Genomic DNA, 24,554 nt, shown 5'->3' on the forward strand with positions numbered 1-24,554 from the left:
TTTACATTTTAAATTATTATTTTACATATTCAGCTCCTACAATATATTTAGGCTTAATGTCTAATGACAAAGTCCGTTCACCGTCAATTTCACTCATAATAAAAAGTAAATTTTTGTTGTCGGAAATGGTGAACTTATCAAAGACAAATAGTAATTTTTCTCGGGACTTTTTCGCTATACTTTCTGTTTGAATAGCGTAGATGGGTGAAAAGATTTTTTCTTCCGCCTCAATTTGACGGTCTTTAACCTGTACAGGACTTGTTATAAAAGAAATACTTTCTACATCATAGTTGATATTTGTTCGATTAGCCACTTCTATAAGAACATAAAGTTTCCCACCTCCTACATAAACACCCTTTACAAAACCTTCAATTCCCCGTACAAAAGCAGAATTTCGATTTTTGATCCAACCATTTTTTTTAATGATTTTTTGAGCGATTATTTCATATTGTTGTGAATTCTCTGCTTCTTGTTCATTTTTTTCTGCAACTTTTTCAATAGATTGCTCAACCGGAGTCTTAACAACAATAGGAGTTGCTGCATTTTTTGAAACAGTTTTCTTAAGACTTTTCTTTACAGGTTTTTTATAATTCTTTTGGTTACTCTTTTGAGAATATCCAAAAATGCCAAACAGCATACCTATTACTATTAGTACTCTTTTCATATTATTGTTTAATTGAAATTAACGATGATACATTCCACATTAAAGGTTAATTTTATTCGTTTATCCGACTGTTTGCTCATTGCATTTCCAACGGAATTGATGACTCCCCCAATTACTGGAATTCTGCTGCTTTCATTTAAAGCTCTATTCTCTAAATCTGAATTTTGAGTTCCTGGTGATATCGGAAGTCCTGCCATTCCGTCGGCACCGTATAATTGAAGCTGAACCGGAACAATTTTATTTTTCACTTTAATCGTGGAAAAATTAACGAGTAAACGATTGTTTTGTTCTGAGGCTACTCCTTTTATTATTTGTCCTTTGGGAGTTTCTAACGTTCCAATTTTTGTACTTTCAAGCAATACAAAAGAAAGCGTTCTTCCCGAATTCGCATATCCTTTGGAAAGCAGTTTAGCTCTAATCTGCTTCCCTTCATTTATGCTTCTTTGGTTGGTAGATGAACCGCTATAACTTGGTTGCACATAAGCAGGTTCGAAAATTTCGGTATAGTCTATATTTGAGGATGCGTTTTCATTTTTTGATCTGGAACTTTTCGGATAATTTTTCACTTCTGTATAAGCAATTGAATTGTTTTTGGGTTCTTCCGCCTGCCACATCGAATAATCTCCATAAGTCGAATGACTGTTGTAACTGCTCCCTCTATTTCGTTTTTCACTTCGTGAATTATTATAATTTGGTTGGGTGTACACAGGCTCCACGTAGGTGGACGTAGGTTTATCATTTCCGTCACTTTCTGAAATAATTTCAATTGGTGAATCTCCCGATTTACCAAAGAGATCATCCATTGCGGTATTTAATTTACTGCTGTCTTTTTTTCCTAATTGGTTGGCTTCCGTTCTGCTATTATACTTCTGGGCTTCCTTTGCATCGGGATTTGATATTTCATCTACTGCAACTTTTTTATCTCCACCGTTTAAAACATAAACCCCCACGAGAAGAAAGACTGCAAGTAAGCTCGCAATAGAATAAACAATGATTTTTCGACGCTCTTCATTGCTTTTAATCTCCCAAAACTGTTTTAACTGTTCCATTACTTAACTTCAATTGTCGGGTTAATGTGTTCTCTTTTTATACTATCCTGTATACTGATCTCTTGATCAGTAGGTGCATTAACCTTTGATAGACTTTCGGTGAAATTCGTAATGAGATAACCGAAAGGATTGTAAGGATAATTGATATTAACCTTCGTCATTCTTAGCTGCACATCTGCCTGAAAATAATCTTCTACGGTACCATTTATTCTTTTAACCAGTACCGAAAAACTGACATTTGGATTTCCATCTACATTGTCAATTCGCCAAGTGTTGGGAAGTATTTCAGATTTCTGAACCAATCCATTAATGGAAAGAAAATTAGAATAATAGCCTTTCCGGTCTTTATCTTTTATCAAGTTGGTAGGTTGCTCACCAACCAACCAAAGAACATTTTCTTTTTTATCTTTGATAGAGTATTGGTCTAAATCGTAGAACTGTTTGGTGAAGTAATCTGCATTAGCTTTGATTACTTTTACTTTGTCATTTTTTTCGGAAATCAGACTTAAGGGAATTAAATCACCGTTATTATTGACTGTAAATATTTTTGACGTACTATCACTGTAAATGACCAATGCCAAATAAAGTACAGCAACAATTGAGATGATGCTAACTGCAACGACACCCCAGACAACCCGGCTATTTTTTTTTAATTCCGAGTAAATATCTTTTCCAACGGTAATTTCTGCTTTCTCCTTTTTCATATTTTAACTGAAATATCCTCTAATTTCTTTAGTAACAATCGCAAACAAACCCAACTTAACCATAAAGGAAATTAGTAATGCACCTACGGTATAGGCGAAAATAACCCCTAAATCAGTATCATAACCGATATCAGACATTTGAACATTCGCTTTACTCTGAACAAAATCATAGATGATATCTGAAAATTTCATAATTCCCATATATCCGATCCCTAAAACGAACAAACCAATGTATATCTTGATCCATCTTGAAAGCATATCCTCAAATCCTTTCGTCGTAGAAAGTGCGATGGCAAATGGAAAAATAACTTTGAACAATTGAATTAGAAAAACTCTTTGAATCAAATACATTCCTACAACCGCCATATCAAGAATATCTAAAAACATTTTGGTGAACGTCATCAAACCTGCAGTCAGATATAATGGTATTAATGAAAGGTAAAAGCCTATATAATCTAATCCACTGTATTGATCAGCAATCTTATCTAATTCCAACAAATACCTTTTTAATGCATCGTCTTTTATTGGATGTTGCGCTGCAACAGAAACATCAACGGAGGAAAACATACTTTCAATTGCATTTACAACCCAGTCGCTCCCTACTATAATAAGTCCATATCCTATAATGCTAATAATCCCCCCAATTTTCGGTGCTTCCGGATTTTCTCCTGTTTGTAAAAAATTACCAATGACTTTGAATAACAATAAGGTCATAGCCAAAGATTTCGCTCCAATAATGGTAAAGGAAAAAACTTTGGTTTGGGAAATAACCTGATTGAGTTCTGTAAGCCACGAGTAATCCATCAATAAGATAATTTAATAAGCTTAACACTAATTTTAGCATTCGCACTCTTTACCTTACTGTATTCATTTTCCAATAAAGTGATACGTTCACTATCACTCATATTAAACATACCATTATTAAGTAATGCCTGAACTGTTTTAATGCTGCCAGAAATTTGAGCCAACTGATTCTTAATACCGCTAACATCAAATTTTCCTTTGCGTGCTTTCTCTAAAACTTTATTAGAATTATTAATGGCTTGTTTCTGCATATTAATAATATTCTGCAGCTGTCCCATTTGCTGGATATAACCATTGACTTTCTGATATTTTTCCTGTGCATCTTTCAACAGAGAATAGGATTTTTCCAACTGCTTTATTTGGGCTGCAGATTGCGTAATCTGTTTCGCAATTTGTTGATTGGCTCCTGCATCCACTACAGCCATTTGTGCAAATGAATACGATCCTACCAAAAGGCATAATGTTAAGATTAATTTTTTCATTTTTAGTCTGATTTAATATATTGGTCAATTGCGCTTTCCATATTTCCAGTTTCGTGATAAATCTTCATCAGTTCCTCATTTTTAGCCCCTTCGGTTTGGTATGCCCAAAAAACTTTTTCCGGAACTTCTAAACGGTAAACCTGATGTTGATTACCTCTCATAATGAAGACTTCCGAATATTTATGTTGCCCCTCAAAATCTGATGTTAGAGAACTCATTTGATGGTAAGCATGATCACTCATTCCGAACCTGTTCTGTAAAGCCGAATAATCCTTTGCGTTTAAAACATAAAGAACTTGCGTATTTTCGATAATTGTCTTCGCAATTTGACCAAACTCTCCGCTGTCCGGGAGTTGACTTATTGCCTGCAGTACGATTCCAATTGCACCATTTTGCTTTCGAACTGCTTGAAAGAAATATTCTATTTTTTCCAAAACGCCTTTGAACTTAAACTGCTTGGCAACTTCATCAAAGAAAATATACCCTTTGGTAGATTTATCTTTCCATACTGTTTCATTTATTACAGATGATATTAGCTGCAACATAATAGAAAGTAGGAGAGGATTGTCTTTGACTTCATCCAGTTCAAAAACAATAATTTTTTTGTCTTTTACCCTGGTTAAATTATCATTGCTTTCATCAGCATATAGAAAATCATAAATACCGCCTTTCTCAAATTCGCTCATGGCAAATAAAAACTCTTCAATATTGAAAAATTCATTTCTGATATTTAACTCTGGAAGTAAGGTGTCTTTATTTTCTCGTATGGCTTGAATAAATTTTAAGAGACTTTGCTCACCATCTTGAATAAAATAAGCCTCAATAATTTTCCTAAGGGCGGTTTTTTCGTTTTCCGTCGCTTTAGAATCTCTTTTGTAGTGAGTAATAACGAATTCTGTTAAATCCTCAATTTTTGAAGCTGTTAATTCCTCACCTTGCAAATCGAATGGGTTTAAACCAATTGGTTCGCCTTCTTTATAATGAATAAATACAGTGTCTATTGGATATAGTGCAGAAAGTTTACGGTAAGATCCTCCTAAATCCACTAAAACTACTCTTGCTCCTTGTTCATAGTATTGGCGAAATAAATGATTGGCTAAAAATGATTTCCCATAACCAGTCGGTGCAAAAATCATAAAATTTCTGGCTCTTACATATTTCTTTTCTTCATCCCAGGTATCTACAATTACTGGTATGTTTGCTATACGGGAATTAAGCAGCACCCCTTTTTTATCATTCTTATAATTAGTACAATTATTAAAAAATAAGGTGGCTAAACTTAAATTCCCATAAAACATTTGTTTTTCAGAAAAATTAGCGGAAAACAAATAGAAGGAATTGCAAAAAACGGAATTAAGAAAATTTCCGATCGGTTGTCTGGTCTTAATATCTACTGACTTAAACCGCTCTGTAATTTGATTTCTTCTGTTCTTAATCTCGTTTTCATTGTCACCATAAAAAAGAATATTAAAATGGCCTCTTATAATTCTTTCACTATCGATATCCGTTGCGATACTTTCTATCAATGTTTCTAGTTTTCCGGCGTTTACTTTATTATTAGGATCAAAGGTGGACGACTTTTTTAACAGATCTTGCCTTTTCCTCAGACTGCTTAACTCATTCTGATTATCTTCAAAATAAATAACCTGATTATAAGCGTGGTCGAAATCCAACGAAAAGCCAAATAGATCACCAATGTTTTGATAAAACTTATATTTTGCAGTGGTAAAATCTTTATCAATTTGTAAAGATGAAAAACTCTCCGGCATATGTTCTTCATCTCTCGTACAGATGGCTCCTAATAGTCGATCTCCAATTTGCATATAGCCATTTTTCAAAACCCTGTCAGTAACGAAGTCGTTTTGGAAATTATTAAAATAGTAATCATAGTAATTTCTCATTTCTTCCGATTCCAGTTCTCGAATTTGAAAAGCTCTTCCACTATTAATTTTTCCATTGCTAAGAAAATTAATGATCTGCTCTACGGTATTGATAAAGGCATTTATTTTATCATCAAACTTTTCAAAATTTTTTCGATTTAATCTTTTAAAGGGATTGGTTATTTTACTGGTAAAAGTATCTCCGGCAGGTAGAATAAAGAAAACAAAGCACTTGTGTGACAGGAAAGGCCTTTTATGAAAATAGGCCTTCGTTTCTTTTTGTAAATAATTTTCCTGCAGGAAATTATTCGTGTCAAATTCAGACTCCTGAAAAATATCCTGTTTAAGAAATATAGAACCAGATGGCATATCCTTTAAAGCTCTGTTCCATAAATCATTCACAGATTCATAATCCTCTTGACCCATCGAATATTTTTCAATCAAGTCAAACTCGTAGCCCATTGCAAATGCGCCATTTGTTCCCACAACTTTATTGGTATCGATATGTAAAAATAAATTATTCATCATCTGAAAATTTTTCAGGGAGTTTCTCGTCAAAGAGCCATTCTTTGATGGTGGAATTATTCGTCAGCAGAAGCGCAGTAAAATACGTGACGGCAATAACGAGCGTCACCACTATAATTTTTTTAATGGTAAAACCTCCTAAAAAGGTTAAAAGAGCGAGTATTGAAATGATAGCGGTTACTAGAAAGCCCGTAGTGTTTAGTCCGTAAATTGTAGGTCGTTGACGATATCCTTTTAGATTCTTTACTTTCCTCAATTTAAATTAATTCGTTATAAACTTATACTTCCTACGTAATTAACCAAGCCGACAACTGCACCCAGAATAGCGGCGAAAATAACGATGTTGGTTACTCCTTTTTTCCAGTCTCCATTGTCCTTAACAAAATGTCCAAGATTGACAAAAATAACGACGATGAATATACTCACAGCAACATACGGGAAGATACCTTTAATTTCATTTGCCAGTTGTTGTGCTGGACCTTTCAAGTTGATGCTTTGCGCAGAAGTCAACGAGAAAATTAAAAGTGTGAAACTGGAGAGTTTTAATTTTAGATTCTTCATAAGCATAAACTTTTGGGAATTTCAAAAAAATTTTTTCCTAATATACACTACTTTTAACGCTGTGATTTTTAAAATATTATGTTAATCTAGAATATTTCTTGCTTCCCGAAGTATTTTTTCGAAATGAGCATCTAACATTTTTTGAGTGATGACCTTTTGATTTTCAAATTTCTCAGTTACAATTCGAGGGTGAATAATATTAACAATTTCATTCTTCCCATCGGAAAGAAAAGCGAACTCACCCACGCTAAGTCTATTAAACTCATTGGCTCTGTGTTTGTGAACTTCTCTTTCTCCGGTTGTCGTAGAAGTCTCACCCCACGCCAACAAATTGCCATCGCCCCCTTTTTTTGAAACCGACTTGGTTTTGATATTAACCATTTCAAAATAGCTTTCATAAAATTTCGATGTTTCTGAATCATTTGATTTTCCAAAAAACTGAGTAGAGAGATTGGCAACAATTTCTTTAAAACCATCTCTGCCATACTGAACAACTCCCTGAACAAAATCCTGCGCACAGTAAACCACTACAACACCAAAACTTCTCATCGTAGCGGGAATCTGTGCCATATTAAGAAGCTTAATTGTTGGTGCTTCGTCAAGTAAAATAAAACTGGGTTTCCGATCTCGCACCATCATCTGTTTAGAAATGGTGTGAATAATTGTAGCATTTATAGGGCTTAAAAATTCAGCAGATCTAGGTTCATTAATGACTGAAACCACAAAATTATTTTGGGCAGTATTAATATTGAGATCGAAATCACTACCACTTAAAATCCAGAACGCTTCAGGGAATGCAATTTTTCTAAGAGCATTCGCTAGCGTCGAAATTACAGAAGCAGTTTGTTTTGCAGAAGCAAGTCCCAAGATAAAAGTACTTCCTTGAATGGCAACACGCTCATTGGACGTAAGAAACTCTTTAAGTTTTGCAAACTTATCCATTGCATCATCACCTAAACCGGATCGCGGATTTTGAACGCTAAAATCAACACCAAGTATAAAAGCAATAACGTGGGGTAGGGTACATAATTCCTTATGATCGAAAGTAAATTTCAAGATAACTCCTGCTAATAAAGAAGAGGCACTATCTTTAAAAAAATCATCTCCTTTTCCAACTCCATTTTTAATTAAATTGTCAATAATGACTTTTACAATTTGATTGACATCTTTTTCCCCTTTGATATAATCAGGTGAAATAGGATTTACACGACTGCTCGAGTTAGGATTATGCAAGGCTATTACTTTTAATCTTTCTTTGAAAATCGCCTTTGCTAATTCTGTAAGCTCTCCATTTTTGAAATCATAAATAATCCCTGCAAAGTCGGCTTTGCCAAAATGAATCATCAAATTATAAATAATAGAAATCGTTTTACCAGAACCTGCGGCACCAAAAACTGCAATTCCACGCTGAATGCCCCGAATAATTCTTTTGCCCTGGGAAGTATTGAATTCAACATCCCAAAGTGGATCTGCTTTTTTTTCGAAAGTCCATAAATAAATAAGACCACTAATGATAAGACTGGGAACGATAAGGTAAAGCAGAATGAAGATAAAATTCCCTAATTTAAAACTGCCAAAAACGACTAACCCTACCAAAAAAAGGAGAAGGATACATTTAAATTTTTTGCTTTTTGATTTAAATGCAATCGTAAAAAGGAAACTTACTACCGCAATTCCTACAATAATAATTAACCAATTTCTTAAAGTAAGATCTAGAATTTTCATATTAATATCCTTTTGAAACATCACTAATTTTAGTTATTACTGACTTTATAGTTTTAACTGCAATTTCTAATGGAGTTTTAGGAATACTTAAAGGCACTCGGAAACCAAGTTCTTTGCTGATGGTACTATTAAGATTTAATTTTTGTAGTTCATACAGACCTGAATTTCTATACAATTCATTTTTTATCGGTTTCGTAATCGCTGAACTAAATCCTTTTCCTAAATTTTCTATGCGTACTTTTTTCCCTGTTCGAATCTTTTTCTGCTCATTAAATTTCTGATAACTTTGAGTGCGATCGTATCTAAACTTTTGATCAAAATTCAGTTCTACCTTCTTGAAAAATTGATCCCTATTAAATCCAACCTGTGCACTCTTTCCTGCTACTTTTGAATTTCGATGATTTGCTAAAGGGGATATAGACCCTTTATATCTTGCATTAGGACAGTTGTCATATCTAGAAACGATGACGTGAATATGATACTGCTGACCACCTTTTTTTAATCCTTCTCTCACAATTTCACCAGTGGTTCTATCCTTATGCAACTTAGATTTTAATTCGTCTACTTTACCACTATTATTACCTTTTTCAGATTCTAACAATTTTATTTCCCTATTAATTTTCCTATTATCACTAACCCATTTATCATTTGCTTTATAAGTTCTCTGCTCTTCAACTTTAGCGACCCATACCAAATCCTTATCCGTCATTTTTCTCACTGATAAATCTTTGCCTAATTCCGCCGCTTTCTGTTCGCGAATCATCTGAAATTTTTGAGCGTATTCAGGATCTTTGCGATTAATTCCTAATCGTTCAAGTTCATTTTTTGTTTCGCTATTAATTTGAACTTCTTCCCTACGATTGGGGAGCTGATCAGGATTAGAATAAACATCACGATTGAAATTATCTGCATATTCTTTCATTACCTCTTTTGCGTACTCACGTAAACATTGATGCATTAAATCATTCTTTATCAGTTCTAATTGCTGCTCTCCTTTTACAGTTTGATTCAAAATATCAATTTCCTTTTGGTTGAATCCATTGGACTTTAATTCCAAATCAATAATCTGATTTAAATGTTCAAGTTCTTCTTTACTTGGAGAAATATTTAAAATAAAAAATTTGCTTTCGCTTTCTTTTGCTCTTGAGGAAAAATTTTTGTCAATTAAATCTGTGGCAGTATTTTGATCTAAATATTTCTCATCATCAATTTCATCCGTCGTAAAAAATAAGTTTTGCTTCTCAATTTGTTTGTCGAATTCTGACAGTTTATGGCTCTGAAATTCATCCATGAAATTTTCAAATTCTTTCTCTCTAGATGAATTTTCTTTTTCCAAATATTCTGTCACCGCTTTACAACTTTGTGAAATCTCTGGGTTGTGTTTTGTAAAAGAAATATGCATTATTTAAAAATTTCGTCAAACTCCTGAATACTCAAAACGGCTTTATAATTTTTGGAAAACGCACCACTTTCGAATTTAAATTTGCTTTTTAAATTATTAATCTGTGAAATTAAATTTTGATTAATCTCTTCAATTTCGCGATGACTTTCCCAAACCTCTTTTACTTCTTTTTCTAATTTTAAATTTTGTTCATCGAATGATTTTTCTTCAGTATTTTTAGCCTCGCTGACTCCTTCAGAACTCAATGTTTTTTCCTTCAAATTGACCGCTAAAAATTCTTTCAAAAGATGATGCGTATCTAGAATTTTAGTGAAATAATATTTATCTAAATGACCAAGTCTTTTATGAATAGCCTCCGTTCTTTTTTCATTAGAAGATAATCCATCCTCCAGTGTTTTTTTAATTTCTGCCAGATAGTTTAGTTCCGAATTCCCTTTAAGATTGAAGTCAATTAGAAAGTCAATAACCTTTTCATAGCTATTCAAATTCAAGCTATTTTTTAAAATTCGTAATTTTTCCAAATTATCTTTAGAAATTCTAATTTTTGAAATTGTACCACTCATTTGTACCACATTTTACTAGATTAAATACTTGTTAAACAAAAAGTTAAAGCTATTTGTACCCCATATCTGTGGCACATTTATAAATTAAAATAAACATAACACTTTGTGTTTCCAAACGTTGTCCATTTTGGACACGTTTCCTCTTGCTTTCCTTTCTTTACCTCTGATTTTTACCAATCAGTTTTAGGAAAAAACCCTACTTCCATAGTCGGAAAAAACATTTCAAAAAATGCGGGTGGGTGAGATGAGCCAGAAATCGGCTTCCTATATTGAACAAAATATCTCCCGTATTATTGTATAAATTTAAAAACCTACAACAATACATTTCGATTTTATCTACTTCTAATTGCGATCTACTATTTAAAAAAACAGGTTGCTTATAATGAAAAATTGGCATCCAATTTTTCCGAATATTTTTTAAATTCCCGATCTGTAAACAAAAAAAACCTCCCATAAAATGAGAGGCTAATTTCTTAAAATTGTTCTAAATATTTCTTCGCTTTTTTTGATTGGATGAAAGCATTTTTAATATCTTCAATTCGATTTTCTTTGTGGGTATCGGACCACCCTTTAAGATACCTGATGGAATTTAAAAGTTCATCAGTAATTCCAAATTGAAGTGCTAAAAGCATTGAACCCATTTCGGCAATTAGTTCTTCAAATGAATACTTAATTTTGTCATTAAATCCTTCACGAAGATTTCTGTCTAATCTTTTTTCGTGTCCTGTCCAATGAATAATTTCATGAAATAAAGTAGTGTAAAATTTCACTTCTGAAACGAAATGCTTTTTTAAAGGCATCTTGATATGATCAAAAATTGGAGAGTAACTACCATGTGAAATCTGTTCAAATTTAATTTTCAAAGATGCATTTTCAACTAACTTTTGCACGAAATTTTCACAATTTATTTGATCAACAAATTCTAACTCTTGGGCTTCATGGAGATCAATATTCAAATTTAATTCCTCTAAATTTTCAATCTGATTTGAATTAAAAACAACATAATTTTTAATCACCGGATATTTATTTATTTGCTGCAGTTCTGCGGAACTCATATTTTTAACCTGTTCCAAAGTATATGTTTTTAAAGTTTCCCGATGCTTATATACAAAACTGAAAAATTCAATAACAACTCCTTTAGATCCTTTTTTAAGTTTTCCGCCTGCTTTTGAAATTGAGTTGAATGTTGCGTATAAACTAGAGGTAAAACCATTTGTAAGGGTATCAATATATAAGGTCAATAAATTGAATCCTTTATAGGTATTCTGACTAAATAGATTTTTTGGTGCTTGAAATTTATATGTGGTGTAAAGTTCCCAATCCTGGGCTTTTACTTTATCTAAATTCTCAATAATTCTAGAGATAAATTTATCTTCACCTTTTTTAGAAATCTGATTTTTTTTACTTTTTGAACTGTGGGTTTTGGGGGCTGTTGCATTCATAATATTTAATTATTTATTTAGTTATAAACTTATTTAGTTATTTATTTGGTAATGAGGACACGTTTTTTTTAAACTGAAAGATTTTATAGCGGACTGGAAAGAACTATTATCTAAAGGGTTTTAGGGGTTTTGAAAATGTCAAAGAACTCACTGCTTTTATCTTTATTCGTATAATTGAGGTGTCTTTTTCTTTGCTAAATGACTTTAAAAATGGAATGATTTCTAAAACTGAAACAACGTGGAAGCAGGAAATGAATTTGCCCGAAGGGTTTAGGTGGGTTCGTCAATATTTAAATTAATCGAAGAGTAAATATTGATGGATTCCCAAATTCATTTTTTTAGGAAGACTTCCATTTTTAATTTTGCATACAGAAAAACACCAGAAATGGGATGAAAGAAAAGTAGATGAGTTCTACGTTTTTTGGAATGCTCTAAAACGCTATAAATAACTTTCCAGTACGTAGAAAATTTTTCAAACAAAACAGAAATTCAAAATGGAAGAGCTCGGGCAAAGTAGAGGCAAGAAAAATTGCGATTTAATTTTTTCCGAACCTATATTATTTTTAGCTAAAAAAGAATTGATCGATAGCAAAGCGACAGGGAAATGTTTTTGAAACGTAAAGAAAATAGTATAGGTAGTGAAAAATAAAAGCAATAGGTCTAAATAAATGGCGGGAACCAGAATTTTTTAGATCTATTTGCTTTTTAAAATCTGCAATTTTTTGAGCGTGGGCAAAGCGATGGCACTTTTTCCGAAAGTATTTAATTTTTAGCTGAAAAAGAATTGAGCGATAGCAAAGCGGTAGGGAAATGTTTTTGAAGCGTGAAGAAAATACAATAATGAGTGAAAAACAAAATTAAAAGTCTGAATAAATGGAATGTTCCCGACAGGGTTCAATGAAATGTTTCAGATTTTTAATTTTTGTTAATTCTGTCTCTATAAAGATAAATTTAAAATGGATTGAATTAAAATATAAATCGCACTTTATCAGATAATTTGTAGCTTTATGTTATAAAAACATTATTAAAAATGGATTTACAAGTTGAAGGAGGCCATCACGATTCCAGTCAAACTAAAACCTTTGCCACTAAAGAAGAATGCACTCAATTTTTCAAAAATGTAAAGGAAACTTTTTTTAATGTTTCTAGATGGGGGCATTTATTTAATAATGCCACCAAATTCTCCCTTGTCGATAAAAATGGTGACGTTATCTTGTTGCCTCCAGCTCCTGGCAATCTTATTAAGATTAAAATTCCTGGACCTTCCAACCAAACTGGAAAAGGATATGACTGGGTTCAAATTGTAGAAATTAAATTGGTAGACGAGAATAATGTTGAGAGTTATCTTATCACAGTAAGTCCTACGCACCTACCAGGAATTCAAACTACAGCGCATTTCTTTCAAAACAAAGCAAAAAACTACTTTAGTATTAAAAAGTACAATTTAGAAATTGTTGCGGAAGTCCACGGACGAAATGAAATTGTTAATTACAGAAATTTACCAGTTATAGATAAAATCAGAAACTTTTTTGTAGCAAAGGGTGGAGTTTTTGGATTGAGTAAAATTCACTGGGAGCTTTGGGTTCAAAACATTCTTGACGAGAAGTATCTTTATAAATGTCTTAAAAATGAAAATAAAACAAATCAATAAAATTCAATATTATGGGAACTGACAAAAAAAAGACTACTAACCAAAATGAGAGTAGCGACAAAGCAAAAAGTTTACGAGAGCTTTTCATCGATGGGCTGAAAGATATTTATTGGGCAGAAAACGCCTTAGTCAAAGCACTGCCAAAAATGTTTGAAAATGTTACGGATCAAAAGTTGAAGACAGCCATTAAAAATCATTTGGATCAAACAAAGGTTCAAGTAACAAGACTGGATGCTGCCTTTAAATCTATGGGAGAAAAAGCTGAAGGAAAAAAATGCCTAGCCATGGAAGGACTACTCAAAGAAGGAGACGAAATTGTTCAAGAAACTGAAGCGGGTCCAGTGAGAGATGCGGGTATCATTGCAGCATCTCAAAAAATAGAACATTACGAAATTGCCACTTATGGAACCTTAGCAGCTTTTGCTAAAACTCTAAATGAAAGAACTGCACTTGATCTACTATTGAGAACACTAGGAGAAGAAAAGAAATCTGATTGCTTACTAAGTACGATAGCAGATACTAATTTAAATTCTCAAGCAAACTCGGAAGATTTCCAGTCTAAAGATTTAAATGCCGTTTAATTTAAGTAATTCAAAAAATTAACAACATGAAAATAAATGAACAAGAACCATTTGAAAATGGAGCAAATCCTAAAAAAGAACAGCTAGGGAAGTTTACTACGGACAATCAAGGAGAATTTCTGACCACCGATCAAGGATTAAAAATTAATGATGATCAAAATTCACTAAAAACGGGGGAACGAGGTGCCACCCTTCTAGAAGATTTTATACTAAGAGAAAAAATCACTCACTTCGATCATGAGAGAATTCCGGAGAGGGTCGTACATGCGAGAGGTTCTGGCGCACACGGTATTTTTGAATTGTATAAGCCAATGGCAAAATATACAAAAGCCAAATTTTTAAACGAGACTTCAATTAAGACGCCAGTTTTTGCACGTTTTTCAACAGTTGCAGGAAGTAAAGGATCTACCGATGTTCCCAGAGACGTTCGGGGCTTCGCTGTAAAATTTTATACTCAAGAAGGTAATTATGATCTAGTGGGAAATAATATGCCCGTATTTTTTATACAGGATGCTACAAAATTCCCAGATCTGGTGCATGCAGTTAAACCGGAACCTGATAATATGATACCGCAAGCAGCATCTGCTCATGATACGTTTTGGGATTTTATCTCACTGATGCCCGAAGCGATGCACAATATATTTTGGCTTATGAGCGATCGCGCCATCCCAAGAAGTTTACGAATGATGGAAGGTTTTGGTATACACACCTTCCGATTTATCAACGAAGATGGGAAGTCTCACTTCGTTAAATTTCACTGGAAACCATTACAAGGCGTCATGGGCTTGGTTTGGGACGAGGCGCAACGTATTTCAGGTAAAGACAGTGATTTCCACCGTCGTGATCTATGGGAAGCAATTGATGCGGGCCATTATCCGGAATGGGAATTAGGTGTGCAAATAGTCCTTGAAGAAGATGAGCATAAGTACCCATTTGATCTGCTAGATCCAACCAAATTAATCCCGGAAGAAATGGTACCGGTAGAAATTATAGGCAAGATGACCTTAAATCGAAATCCTGATAATTTCTTCGCAGAAACCGAACAGGTCGCCTTCCATCCTGGACACATCGTCCCTGGTATCGACTTTACAAATGACCCCTTACTGCAAGGTCGTTTATTTTCATATACAGATACTCAAATTTCGCGATTAGGTGGTCCGAATTTTCATGAGATCCCTATTAATAAGTCTATTCCAGAAGTTACCAATAATCAGAGGGACGGCATGCACAGAATGCAAATAAATAAAGGGAAAGTAGCTTACAACCCTAATTCTTTAGGGGGCGGCTGTCCATTTCAGGCCAAAATGAGTGAAGGCGGATTTACATCATATGAAGAACGTATAGATTCTACAAAAATTCGAAAGAGAAGTAAGAGCTTTTTCGATCACTTTAGTCAGCCAGCGTTATTCTATAATAGCATGACTGATCATGAAAAACGGCATATCCAAAATGCTTTCGCTTTTGAATTAGGAAAGGTGAAAACGGTACCAATTCGACAGCGTATGGTAAATATGCTTTTAGAAGTTAATGAGGAATTGGCAAATATTGTTGCAAAAAAACTTGGTTTAATAACAGAGCGACTACCACAACCTATCACTGACAGTATTCCTGCTGATGGAAATTTGGAACATTATTTTTCCTTTAAAAATGACTTACCAATCGAAGACGCTCCTTCCTTAAGTATGGCTACGAAATTGGTAGATCATATTAAACACAGGAAAATTGCCTTGTTAACGGCGGATGGTGTCAAAGATGAAGCTTTTACGAAAATTAAAAGACAACTTGAAGAATTGGACGCGGTGGTATGTGTAATTGCACCTGATCATGGATTCGTGAGTACGGAAAATTCCGATCTTTATCCTGTAGATGATAGTCTATTGACCGCAGCTTCCGTTGTGTTTGATGCCGTTTACGTTCCAGGAGGAAAAAACATTGATCTTCTTTTAGAAAATCCAGATGCAGTTCATTTTATTATGGAAGCCTTTAAACACTGCAAACCAATTGGAGCAGACTCTAATGGTAGTGATTTAATACAAAAGGCGTTACCAAATGTTAAACTACCACAAGAAGGAGTAACCACTTCAGGCAATTTGGATGAGTTTGTGGACGCAATTAAAAAACATCGATTTTGGAATAGAGAAGAAAATCCGAAAGTACCCGCTTAAGCGATAATTTTTGCATTGAATTATTAACCGTCTCACAACAGAGGCGGTTTATTTTTATTGATACTTTAAATATTTGATTCAATTTCATTTCTATGGCTAAAAATTTGATGTAATTTTTTTATTAAACCCTAAAAAACAACCTATATGAAAGCAGCAGTTTTTCACAGTCCCGGAAAAATAACATGTGATACGGTAGACGATCCAAAAATTAAAGAGCCCTCTGACATAATTTTGAAAGTAACATCTACAGCAATTTGCGGAAGTGATCTACATATGTATTCCGGAGGTATTCCTCAACCAAGACCAATGACAATGGGTCACGAATTTATGGGAATAGTCGAAGAAATCGGTAGCGAAGTGACTAAATTAAAGGTGGGCGATCGTGTTGTTGTTCCTTTCCCAGTAGCATGTGGATGCTGTTATTTTTGTAATCACGATCTACCTGGGGCTTGCGAGCATAGTAATGAAGAAAATTATGGACCTGAAGGGGGAATAATGACCGAAAAAGGTGGTGGAATGTTTGGTTACACCGATTTGTACGGGGGTTATGATGGCGGGCAAGCACAATATGTACGAGTTCCATATGGAGACTTCGGCCCACGAGTAGTTCCAGATAATTTAACGGATGATCAAGCATTATTCTTAACAGATATATTTCCAACAGGGTATACTGGGGTGATGTGGGGAGAGTTAAAAGGAGGTGAAACCGTAGCAATATTTGGTGCAGGACCCGTAGGAAGTATGGCCGCAAAAAGTGCTATTCTAAAAAATGCCGGGCAGGTTATTGTAGTGGATACTCAACAATATCGCTTAGACCAAATTAAAAGATTAACTGGATGTGAAACGATTTTGTGGAAAGATGGTAAAGAGGTAATTGAACACATACGAAGCCTGACCCATGGTCGTGGTGCAGATTTATGTATTGATGCTGTGGGATTCGAGCCAGATCGAAATCTAATAGATAAAGCAAAAGCTGTTATTAACTTGGAGAAAGGTTCAATTAAAGTGATAGAAGCTTGTATGAGTGCAGTTCGCAGAGGCGGTAAGGTTTCCATTCTTGGAGTTTACCCCTACAATTATGATAATTTTAAAGTCGGTCAAATATTCGATAAAGGATTAAGAATACAGGCTGGACAGTGTCCCGTACATGCCATTATCGATGAATTAATAGGATATGTAAAAGATGGAAAAGTAGTCCTAGACGATATTATCACACATCGACTGTCAATAGACGAAGTAGCTAAAGGTTACGACATCTTTGACAAAAAAGAGGATGGCTGTGTAAAGGTGGTTTTAGATCCATGGATCTAAATAAAAAATAATTAAATTAAACCCTGCTTTCAGCAGGGCTTTTCTTATATGCGATATCAAATAGGAGATAATTATTGTTCATTAATTTATATAAATCAGTCATTAAAATCTAACGCCTTTAATTTTAGTAAGATATTCTATTTTATTCTATACTACTTCTTTCGTAAGATCTCTCTGTTCGTAAAAGAAATAAACCTGATTTAGATAACTAAAAATTTCTGGTTTAATAGTCAAAAATAGTTGGTAAAATTCTTTGTATTGCCTATTATTACTGATGATACAGAAAGTTTATTGAACTTTGTTTCAATAAACTTTTTTTATGACTGAAAATTTAAAAAAAATCGTTGTTGGAGTTGTAAAAGTCTGGATGTGATTTCCTGGGGAAAGCAAAATGGTAAACGGCGTTTTAAATGTAAAAATTGTGGCATTTATTTTACTGCGGAAAATAAATCTGTGGGTTTGAAAAACAAAGAAATTTGGTTCAAAAAATGGATTATTGGAAAACAAACTTATGAGCAGATTTCAGCAGAATCGGGATATTCGGTTAGCACTCTTCAACGGTATTTTAATGTGATGCTTGTAAAAGCTCCAAAACTCAGTTACAGCCAGAACAAAGAGGTTTATTTGCTGATTGATGGTACTTATTTTTCCAATGAAATCTGTTTGGTTGTATATAGAGACAATGTTTTTAAACAAACCCAACTTTACAGAATTACTGACGGAGAGCATTATGAAGAACTAAAAGAGGATTTGGAAAACATTCTGAATTTAGGAATAAAAATTGGCGGTATAACCTGCGATGGCGACAAGTCTTTATTGAAAGCAATCCGTAAAGTTTGTCCGAAAGTTCCTGTTCAGAGATGTTTGGTTCATATTCAGAGGATGTGCAAAATATGGCTTTCTGCTTATCCAAAGTCTGTAGCTGGTTTTGAGTTGCGTGAAATTGTCTGCAAACTTCATTTTATTGATAGTGAAGTTAAAAAGCAATATTGGATCAAAGAATTTTTGGACTGGTTTGAGAAGCATAAAGACTTTCTGAATGAAAAATCCTACAGTCTGGAAACCGGAAGATATTGGTACACCCATAAAATGGTGAGAAGATGTTTTTCTGTTATCAGAAAGGCTTTACCAAATATGTTTACTTTCCTGCAAAATCATAAAATCCCAAAAACAACCAATGGAATAGAGTCTTTTTTTGGTCATTTGAAAGGCAATCTAAATATTCATCGAGGGCTTACCAAAAGTCGGAGAAAAAAGTTTATTCAATGGTATCTTTTTTATAAAAATCTAAAGTCGTAAAAGGTTTTTTTAGCCATAAAGCTGTTCCAATAATTTACTAAAAAAGGATGGCAAAAACCATCCCTCTAAACTATTGTTTACAGCGCTGATTGTATTGCTGGTAAGTTGCTCCTCAGCATTGCTTACTTCCTCTTCCAATCAACCGCCAAATATTACGAATTATTTTTGTGAAAAACACCAACTATTTTTGACCACATTACCAATTTTAATGGCTTTATAAAGTTCGAAAAGATTCTACGTTCTTCAATCTAAATCAGGTGAAACATTAGAATCATCAGCCAAGATATTCGCGTTCATTTCATCTGAAATCATTTTTTCTACCCGAACTTTCTTAATAGCGATGTTTAATTCATTCCCCAGAAGAATTAGAATAATATTTACATTTACCCAAACCATCACCAAAATAATCGAGCCAATAGAACCATAAAGCACATTGTATTTGGCGAAATCTTTAACATAAATCGCAAAGAAATAAGTCAGTAACATAAACAAAACCGTGGTTAAAATCGCTCCCGGCATCGCTTGTTTGAAAGTGGTGATCTTCAGACAACCCACCCAATAGAACAAAGCAAGCAGAATAAAGTAAAAAATAGGAAAAGAAATAAATCCAATAATTTTTGCCATATTATCTACAAACCAAGAAATATTGATTTGCGGGGTAAAAAGTTTCAGAACCACTTCACTGTAATAAATTCCGAGTAAAGAGGCTATGATCAGAAATATAAAAGCGATCGTAATACCGAAAGCGACAAAATATTCCTTTACTACTCCGCGTTGCAAATTGGTATTCAAATTAAAACCATTAATCAAAGAATGAGTTCCATTCACCGCAAAAATCATTGCAAAAATAATGGTCAGATTGCTAATGTTTTTCATATTTGGAATAATAAAATCCTTGATATAACCAGAAACATCATTTTGAATATGCGACGGAAAAACATTGTGCATCAAAACCTCGAAAATATAAAACTGGAGCTTATCGTAATGAGGTAAATAGGGCAAAAGTGAGAGTAGAAAGAGGATGAAAGGAAAAAGACTTAAAAAAAAACTCCAAGAAATACTCGCAGCGATTCTGCCAATCTGCATTTTGAAAACACCCTTTCCGTATATTTCGAACATTTTCCAAAGTGATATTCCTAAAAAAGGAATATGAATACCATCAAGAAATTCATGGATTTTAAGGAGGAATTTAGGAGTTTTAATACCCATTAATCTATATTTGCAGCACAAAGATAACAAATGAGAATCAATTTAGTATGTATTGGCAAAACCGATGAGAAGGAAATCCAAAATCTTATTAAATATTACCAAAATCGCTTGCCGAAACACTGGAATTTTGAGTTGACAGAAATTGCAGATGTGAAAAATGCGAAAAACCTTTCCCCGGAATTGCTGAAAAAAGAAGAGGGAAAATTATTCCTGAATCAAAGTGAAAATTCAGATTTCATCGTTCTTCTTGACGAAAAAGGCAAACAGTTTACAAGTCGGGAGTTCTCCGCAAAAATTGACCATTGGATGAATTCCTCTGTGAAAAAAGTTGCCTTTTTTATTGGTGGTGCTTATGGTTTTTCGTCCGAAATTTATGATCGCGCGAACGAAAAAATGTCTTTGTCGAAAATGACTTTTACCCACCAAATGATTCGTTTGTTTTTTGTAGAACAAATTTATCGCGCCGATCAAATTCTTCAGGGGAAACCGTATCACAATGATTAAGTGTTTGGGTATTTTATATCAATTTAGATTTCAAAGGAATATAAAAGGAATTTGAAAGGAATGAAATGGCATCCCTAAGGAGTGAAATGGCATCCCTAAGAAGTGAAATGGCATCCCTAAGAAGTGAAATGGCATCCCTAAGCAGTGAAATGGCATCCCTAAGCAATGAAATGGCATCCCTAAGAAGTGAAATGGCATCCCTAAGAAGTGAAATGGAATTCCGAAGGAATGAAATGATTCTAACAGAAATAGTACACCATTGATCAAACTCCAAAGGAGTGAAATAGTTTCAACAGAAAAGAGTGAAATAGTTGCAACACAAAACATTAATAAACCTTTTAAAACTGCATCCTATCGCACCTTCATTTTTCTAAGAAACTTATTGCTTGATAGAAATTAACATTCCTTCGCAATTTTATTAGATTACCAAGAAAACCTGTTTTAACAATAATTACGAACAGTCAAAAATTTTTCTACTTAAAGTAATAATGTTTAATTTTGTGAGATATGAAAAACCTATCATTACGCACTGTAACCGTGATGCGTTATATTTTACCGTTGCGAGAAGGAGGTTCACTTCCGGCTTTGGCAGAAGCAGATGACGATTTTAAATATGTTATCAAATTTCGCGGAGCAGGACATGGCGTAAAAATGCTGATCTCGGAATTATTGGGCGGAATGATCGCTTCAAAATTAGAACTACAAATTCCGGAACTTGTTTTCGCTAATCTGGATGTCGATTTTGGACGAATGGAAGCCGATGAAGAAATTCAGGATTTACTCAAGTTTTCCGAAGGTTTAAATTTAGGATTGCATTTTCTGTCGGGGGCGATTGCTTATGATTCTTCCATTACAATTGATGCGGTTTTGGCCTCAAAAATTGTTTGGTTGGATGCATTTATTACCAATATCGACCGAACTTTCAAGAACACCAATTTGATGATGTGGCACAAAGAATTGTGGGTGATTGATAACGGCGCTTCCTTTTATTTTCATCATTCTTGGCAAAATTTTGATGCCGCTGCAAAAACTCCTTTCAAATATGTAAAAGACTATGTTTTGCTTTCCCAAGCGACCCAATTAAGAGAAGCTGACTTGTTTGCAAAAGAACATTTAAACGACGAATTTTTCCGAAATTTAGTCGATCTAATTCCCGATGAATGGCTGCAGTGGAACGATACCGATGAAACTCCAGACGAAATACGGCAGGTTTATTTTCAGTTCATGAAAACCCGATTAGCGAATTCCGAAATCTTTTTAAATGAAGCCGAAAATGCAAGAAGATAAATTATACGAATACGCTGTAATCCGCTTGGTTCCAAAGGTGGAGCGGGAAGAATTTTTCAACATCGGACTCGTTTTGTTTTCGAAGAGAGAAAAGTATATCCGTATCGAATTTGCGATTTGTCCGAAAAAATTTGAAGTAATGCACTGTAAAATAGATTTCGAAGACATCCAACAAAATCTAGAAAGTTTCGAAAAAGTAGCAAACGGCGCAAAAGACGGCGGCGAAATCGCAAAGCTAGAAATTCCCGAAAGATTTCGCTGGTTAACCGCGGTCAGAAGTTCGGTCGTGCAAACTTCTCGACCACATCCAGGAAAATCAAAAAATTTGGATGAGACTTTTGAGAGATTGTTTGAGGAATTGGTAAGATAAATTCGAAAAACAACTTGCAATCAGTTTTTTACAATTTAACTAAACCCGCTTTTTTACATCTTAAAGCTATCATCAAAACTCCATTCTATGAAACTGAAAATAACATCCTTGCTATTATTGCTTGCTTTTACCGCTGCTTGTAAGACAGACCGCAATTCTTCACCAGTTGATGACAACAATCCGGTAACGGAAGCTATGTACTTCCCTCCGCTCTCCGGAAATGATTGGCAAACAAAATCCATCTCAAGTTTGAATTGGAATGCTGGAAAAGTTCAGGATTTATTGGATTATCTTCAGCTGAAAAATACCAAAAGTTTCATGATTTTGCAAAATGGAAAAATCGTGATGGAAAATTATTTCGACGGACATACCGCTACTTCTCCGTGGTATTGGGCAAGTGCAGGAAAAACACTCACCTCTACTGTTACAGGAATTGCAGCACAAGAAGGTTATATCAACATCAACAATAAAGTTTCTACTTATATCGGAAATGGTTGGACGAGCGCACCTTTAGCAAAAGAAAATCTCATTACCTGCAAAAATCTTTTAACCATGACTTCAGGTTTAGACGATACTTTGGGTGATGATGTTTCACCAGCAAACCTAAAATATAAAGCCGATGCAGGAAAAAGATGGGCGTATCACAATGTTTTTGTGAAATTACAAGATGTGGTTTCGCAAGCGACTGGAAAAACTTGGGACGACTATTTCAGCACCCGATTAAAAAATAAAATTGGAATGAGCGGATCTTGGATTCTCGCAGACAATAATGTGGTTTATTGGAGTACCACAAGAAGTATGGCGCGTTTTGGATTATTGGCTTTGAACAATGGAAATTGGGACGGTGCAACAATTATTAATCCAACTTTTTTTCAAGAAGCAACCAATAGTTCGCAAACCATCAATAATTCTTACGGCTATTTATGGTGGTTGAATGGCAAAACCAGTTATCATCTCCCACAATCTCAGTTTGAATTTCCGGGTTCACTTATTCCGAGTGCGCCGAAAGATATGTATTGTGCATTAGGAAAAAATGACCAGAAAATATATGTTGTTCCCAGTAAAAAATTGGTAGTCATTAGAATGGGAAATGCCGCAGATAACGCAAATGCTGCGCTTTCAGATTTTGACGATGTTTTATGGCAAAAAATAAATGCGGTGATCAACTAAGAAAATTGTTCACCTTATCATTGTCAGATTCACCTCTCCATAAATAAGAAATCAGGAAGGTTTTTCGATGAGTATTGAAATACATGTTCCGGTATTTTCTTTTGAATTCACGATGATTTCTGGATTGATGGCTTTTGAAAGATCTCGAATAAGATGCATTCCTAAGCCGCTTTTAATTCCGATTGAAACATTTTCATCAAACAAAGCCCGGAATTTTTCAGGAGCAGCGCCTTTTCCATTATCAGTTATAGACAGTTCTACGAATTTTTTTTGAGCGACCGCTTTCCAGATGATGGTCGGATTTTCTATTTTTTCTAAAATTTTCAGCGCGTTATTGGTGAGATTTCTCGTCAGCGTTTTTAGATATTCTTTATCGGTAAAGATTTGCAGATTATCTGGATTTTCAAATGAAATGTGAACGCGATCTTCCCATCCAAAATTTTCTTTAATGTCCTCAAAAACCTCATCTACGAAAATCAATTTTTTCTCGGGTTGAAAGTGATCCATTTGACCTTTGCTCCACAATAAAAGATCTTCCATCTGAACCAAAAGATTTTCTGCAGACTTAAAAGTTTGATTTTCCAGGCGGTTTTTTGTTTCCTCGTCTAGAAGTTCTGGTGCTTCTTTTTTGAGTTTTAAAAAATGGATCAAACCCACCACTGGACTTCGAAGATCGTGGTTTAAAATTCCGAAAAAACGCATTTTTGTTTTGTTCGCATTTTCTAATTCCGCATTTAAATGATGCAATATGATGTTGATCTTCTTTCGGAAGACTGAAATTGATAAAATGTCTGCGGTAAAACTGCCGCCTATTGATGAGACCCAAAAAAATTCTTCTGCAATAACGACAGGATCGAATAAATAATCCACATTGGGGTACAAACTAATAACTAAAAGGAGTCTGCAAAGGCTCTTTTTTTTTATCAACTCATTATTCGGCTTCATCTTCTATGACCTTCTGAACCTAAAATTTGGGGTTAAAGACCAGAAATTTGTGGTTCCAAACCGTAATGACGGGGTTCAGAACCGGAAATTTGCGGTTCCGAACCGTGATGTCGGGGTTCCAAACCGCAACGACGGGGTTCAAGACCGGGAATTTGTGGTTCCGAACCGTGATGGCAGGGTTCCAAACCGCAACGACGGGGGTTTAAGACCGGAAATTTGCGGTTCTAAACCATAAAAATGTCTAATAAAATGAAGAAGAAT

At 34.3% G+C, this 24,554-nt stretch carries 23 protein-coding genes and 1 pseudogene; 10 read left to right on the top strand and 14 right to left on the bottom strand.

Annotation, left to right across the window (positions count from 1 at the left end):
• Window positions 1-16 precede the first annotated feature (16 nt).
• The 12 genes from BW932_RS10800 to BW932_RS10860 form a co-directional block, all read right to left on the bottom strand.
• Complete coding sequence (locus BW932_RS10800; protein ID WP_076387518.1) at window positions 17-664, bottom strand: DUF4138 domain-containing protein; 648 nt, start codon at window positions 662-664, stop codon at window positions 17-19.
• Between the two features lie 8 nt (window positions 665-672).
• Entirely contained in the window at window positions 673-1,713 is a 1,041-nt protein-coding gene (traM, locus tag BW932_RS10805) for a conjugative transposon protein TraM (protein ID WP_076387519.1), read from the bottom strand.
• Complete coding sequence (locus BW932_RS10810; protein ID WP_076387520.1) at window positions 1,713-2,417, bottom strand: hypothetical protein; 705 nt, start codon at window positions 2,415-2,417, stop codon at window positions 1,713-1,715. Before BW932_RS10810 ends, traM begins: the two co-directional genes overlap by 1 nt.
• Window positions 2,418-2,420: 3 nt before the next feature.
• The gene (locus tag BW932_RS10815) at window positions 2,421-3,221 is read right to left on the bottom strand and encodes a hypothetical protein (protein ID WP_076387521.1); all 801 of its coding nucleotides are present in this window, start codon (window positions 3,219-3,221) and stop codon (window positions 2,421-2,423) included.
• Window positions 3,221-3,703 (bottom strand): hypothetical protein, encoded by a 483-nt coding sequence (locus BW932_RS10820; protein ID WP_143745553.1) that lies wholly within the window; start codon window positions 3,701-3,703, stop codon window positions 3,221-3,223. Before BW932_RS10820 ends, BW932_RS10815 begins: the two co-directional genes overlap by 1 nt.
• A gap of 2 nt (window positions 3,704-3,705) precedes the next feature.
• A complete protein-coding gene (locus BW932_RS10825; protein ID WP_084566505.1) occupies window positions 3,706-6,111 on the bottom strand; it encodes a TraG family conjugative transposon ATPase in 2,406 nt (801 codons plus the stop codon).
• Window positions 6,101-6,364 (bottom strand): hypothetical protein, encoded by a 264-nt coding sequence (locus BW932_RS10830; RefSeq protein ID WP_076387524.1) that lies wholly within the window; start codon window positions 6,362-6,364, stop codon window positions 6,101-6,103. Before BW932_RS10830 ends, BW932_RS10825 begins: the two co-directional genes overlap by 11 nt.
• Window positions 6,365-6,378: 14 nt before the next feature.
• The gene (locus tag BW932_RS10835) at window positions 6,379-6,669 is read right to left on the bottom strand and encodes a hypothetical protein (protein WP_076387525.1); all 291 of its coding nucleotides are present in this window, start codon (window positions 6,667-6,669) and stop codon (window positions 6,379-6,381) included.
• Between the two features lie 81 nt (window positions 6,670-6,750).
• Window positions 6,751-8,394: a type IV secretory system conjugative DNA transfer family protein gene (locus BW932_RS10840; RefSeq protein ID WP_159436432.1), complete on the bottom strand. Its 1,644-nt coding sequence runs from the start codon at window positions 8,392-8,394 to the stop codon at window positions 6,751-6,753.
• 1 nt (window position 8,395) lies between these two features.
• Entirely contained in the window at window positions 8,396-9,796 is a 1,401-nt protein-coding gene (locus BW932_RS10845) for a DUF5712 family protein (RefSeq protein WP_076387526.1), read from the bottom strand.
• On the bottom strand, window positions 9,796-10,359 hold the full coding sequence (locus BW932_RS10850; protein ID WP_076387527.1) for a hypothetical protein: 564 nt from the start codon (window positions 10,357-10,359) through the stop codon (window positions 9,796-9,798). Before BW932_RS10850 ends, BW932_RS10845 begins: the two co-directional genes overlap by 1 nt.
• Before the next feature lie 473 nt (window positions 10,360-10,832).
• A complete protein-coding gene (locus BW932_RS10860; RefSeq protein WP_076387529.1) occupies window positions 10,833-11,801 on the bottom strand; it encodes a zincin-like metallopeptidase domain-containing protein in 969 nt (322 codons plus the stop codon).
• A 1,030-nt stretch (window positions 11,802-12,831) separates the two neighbouring features.
• Between BW932_RS10860 and BW932_RS10865 the strand changes: the two genes are divergently transcribed.
• The 5 genes and pseudogenes from BW932_RS10865 to BW932_RS10885 form a co-directional block, all read left to right on the top strand.
• Window positions 12,832-13,452 carry a hypothetical protein gene (locus BW932_RS10865; protein WP_076387530.1) on the top strand — a complete coding sequence of 207 codons (621 nt, stop codon included), beginning with the start codon at window positions 12,832-12,834 and terminating at the stop codon, window positions 13,450-13,452.
• 11 nt (window positions 13,453-13,463) lie between these two features.
• Window positions 13,464-14,033 carry a YciE/YciF ferroxidase family protein gene (locus tag BW932_RS10870; protein ID WP_076387531.1) on the top strand — a complete coding sequence of 190 codons (570 nt, stop codon included), beginning with the start codon at window positions 13,464-13,466 and terminating at the stop codon, window positions 14,031-14,033.
• Window positions 14,034-14,059: 26 nt separating this feature from the next.
• On the top strand, window positions 14,060-16,198 hold the full coding sequence (locus BW932_RS10875; RefSeq protein ID WP_076387532.1) for a catalase: 2,139 nt from the start codon (window positions 14,060-14,062) through the stop codon (window positions 16,196-16,198).
• 144 nt (window positions 16,199-16,342) lie between these two features.
• The gene (locus tag BW932_RS10880) at window positions 16,343-17,509 is read left to right on the top strand and encodes a zinc-dependent alcohol dehydrogenase (RefSeq protein WP_076387533.1); all 1,167 of its coding nucleotides are present in this window, start codon (window positions 16,343-16,345) and stop codon (window positions 17,507-17,509) included.
• Window positions 17,510-17,863: 354 nt separating this feature from the next.
• Window positions 17,864-18,808, top strand: a pseudogene (locus BW932_RS10885) (IS256 family transposase, variant Zn-binding type); the annotation flags it as partial.
• A 243-nt stretch (window positions 18,809-19,051) separates the two neighbouring features.
• Here BW932_RS10885 and BW932_RS10890 read toward each other — a convergent pair.
• Complete coding sequence (locus BW932_RS10890) at window positions 19,052-20,017, bottom strand: YihY/virulence factor BrkB family protein (protein WP_076387535.1); 966 nt, start codon at window positions 20,015-20,017, stop codon at window positions 19,052-19,054.
• A 30-nt stretch (window positions 20,018-20,047) separates the two neighbouring features.
• Here BW932_RS10890 and rlmH point away from each other — a divergent pair, with 30 nt between their 5' ends.
• The 4 genes from rlmH (at window position 20,048) to BW932_RS10915 (ending at window position 23,348) form a co-directional block, all read left to right on the top strand.
• Window positions 20,048-20,521 carry a 23S rRNA (pseudouridine(1915)-N(3))-methyltransferase RlmH gene (gene rlmH / locus BW932_RS10895; RefSeq protein ID WP_076387536.1) on the top strand — a complete coding sequence of 158 codons (474 nt, stop codon included), beginning with the start codon at window positions 20,048-20,050 and terminating at the stop codon, window positions 20,519-20,521.
• Between the two features lie 507 nt (window positions 20,522-21,028).
• Window positions 21,029-21,808 carry a HipA family kinase gene (locus BW932_RS10905; protein ID WP_076387538.1) on the top strand — a complete coding sequence of 260 codons (780 nt, stop codon included), beginning with the start codon at window positions 21,029-21,031 and terminating at the stop codon, window positions 21,806-21,808.
• The gene (locus BW932_RS10910; RefSeq protein ID WP_076387539.1) at window positions 21,795-22,178 is read left to right on the top strand and encodes a DUF3037 domain-containing protein; all 384 of its coding nucleotides are present in this window, start codon (window positions 21,795-21,797) and stop codon (window positions 22,176-22,178) included. The genes BW932_RS10905 and BW932_RS10910 overlap by 14 nt, the downstream gene beginning before the upstream one ends.
• 87 nt (window positions 22,179-22,265) lie before the next feature.
• Entirely contained in the window at window positions 22,266-23,348 is a 1,083-nt protein-coding gene (locus BW932_RS10915; protein WP_076387540.1) for a serine hydrolase domain-containing protein, read from the top strand.
• Between the two features lie 51 nt (window positions 23,349-23,399).
• On the opposite strand, the gene BW932_RS10920 is transcribed toward BW932_RS10915, so the two are convergent.
• A complete protein-coding gene (locus BW932_RS10920; RefSeq protein WP_159436433.1) occupies window positions 23,400-24,218 on the bottom strand; it encodes a sensor histidine kinase in 819 nt (272 codons plus the stop codon).
• A gap of 124 nt (window positions 24,219-24,342) precedes the next feature.
• Here BW932_RS10920 and BW932_RS10925 point away from each other — a divergent pair, with 124 nt between their 5' ends.
• Complete coding sequence (locus BW932_RS10925; RefSeq protein WP_076387542.1) at window positions 24,343-24,528, top strand: hypothetical protein; 186 nt, start codon at window positions 24,343-24,345, stop codon at window positions 24,526-24,528.
• Window positions 24,529-24,554: the final 26 nt, after the last annotated feature.

The organism is Kaistella chaponensis (genome assembly GCF_900156725.1).
Lineage (GTDB): Bacteria > Bacteroidota > Bacteroidia > Flavobacteriales > Weeksellaceae > Kaistella > Kaistella chaponensis.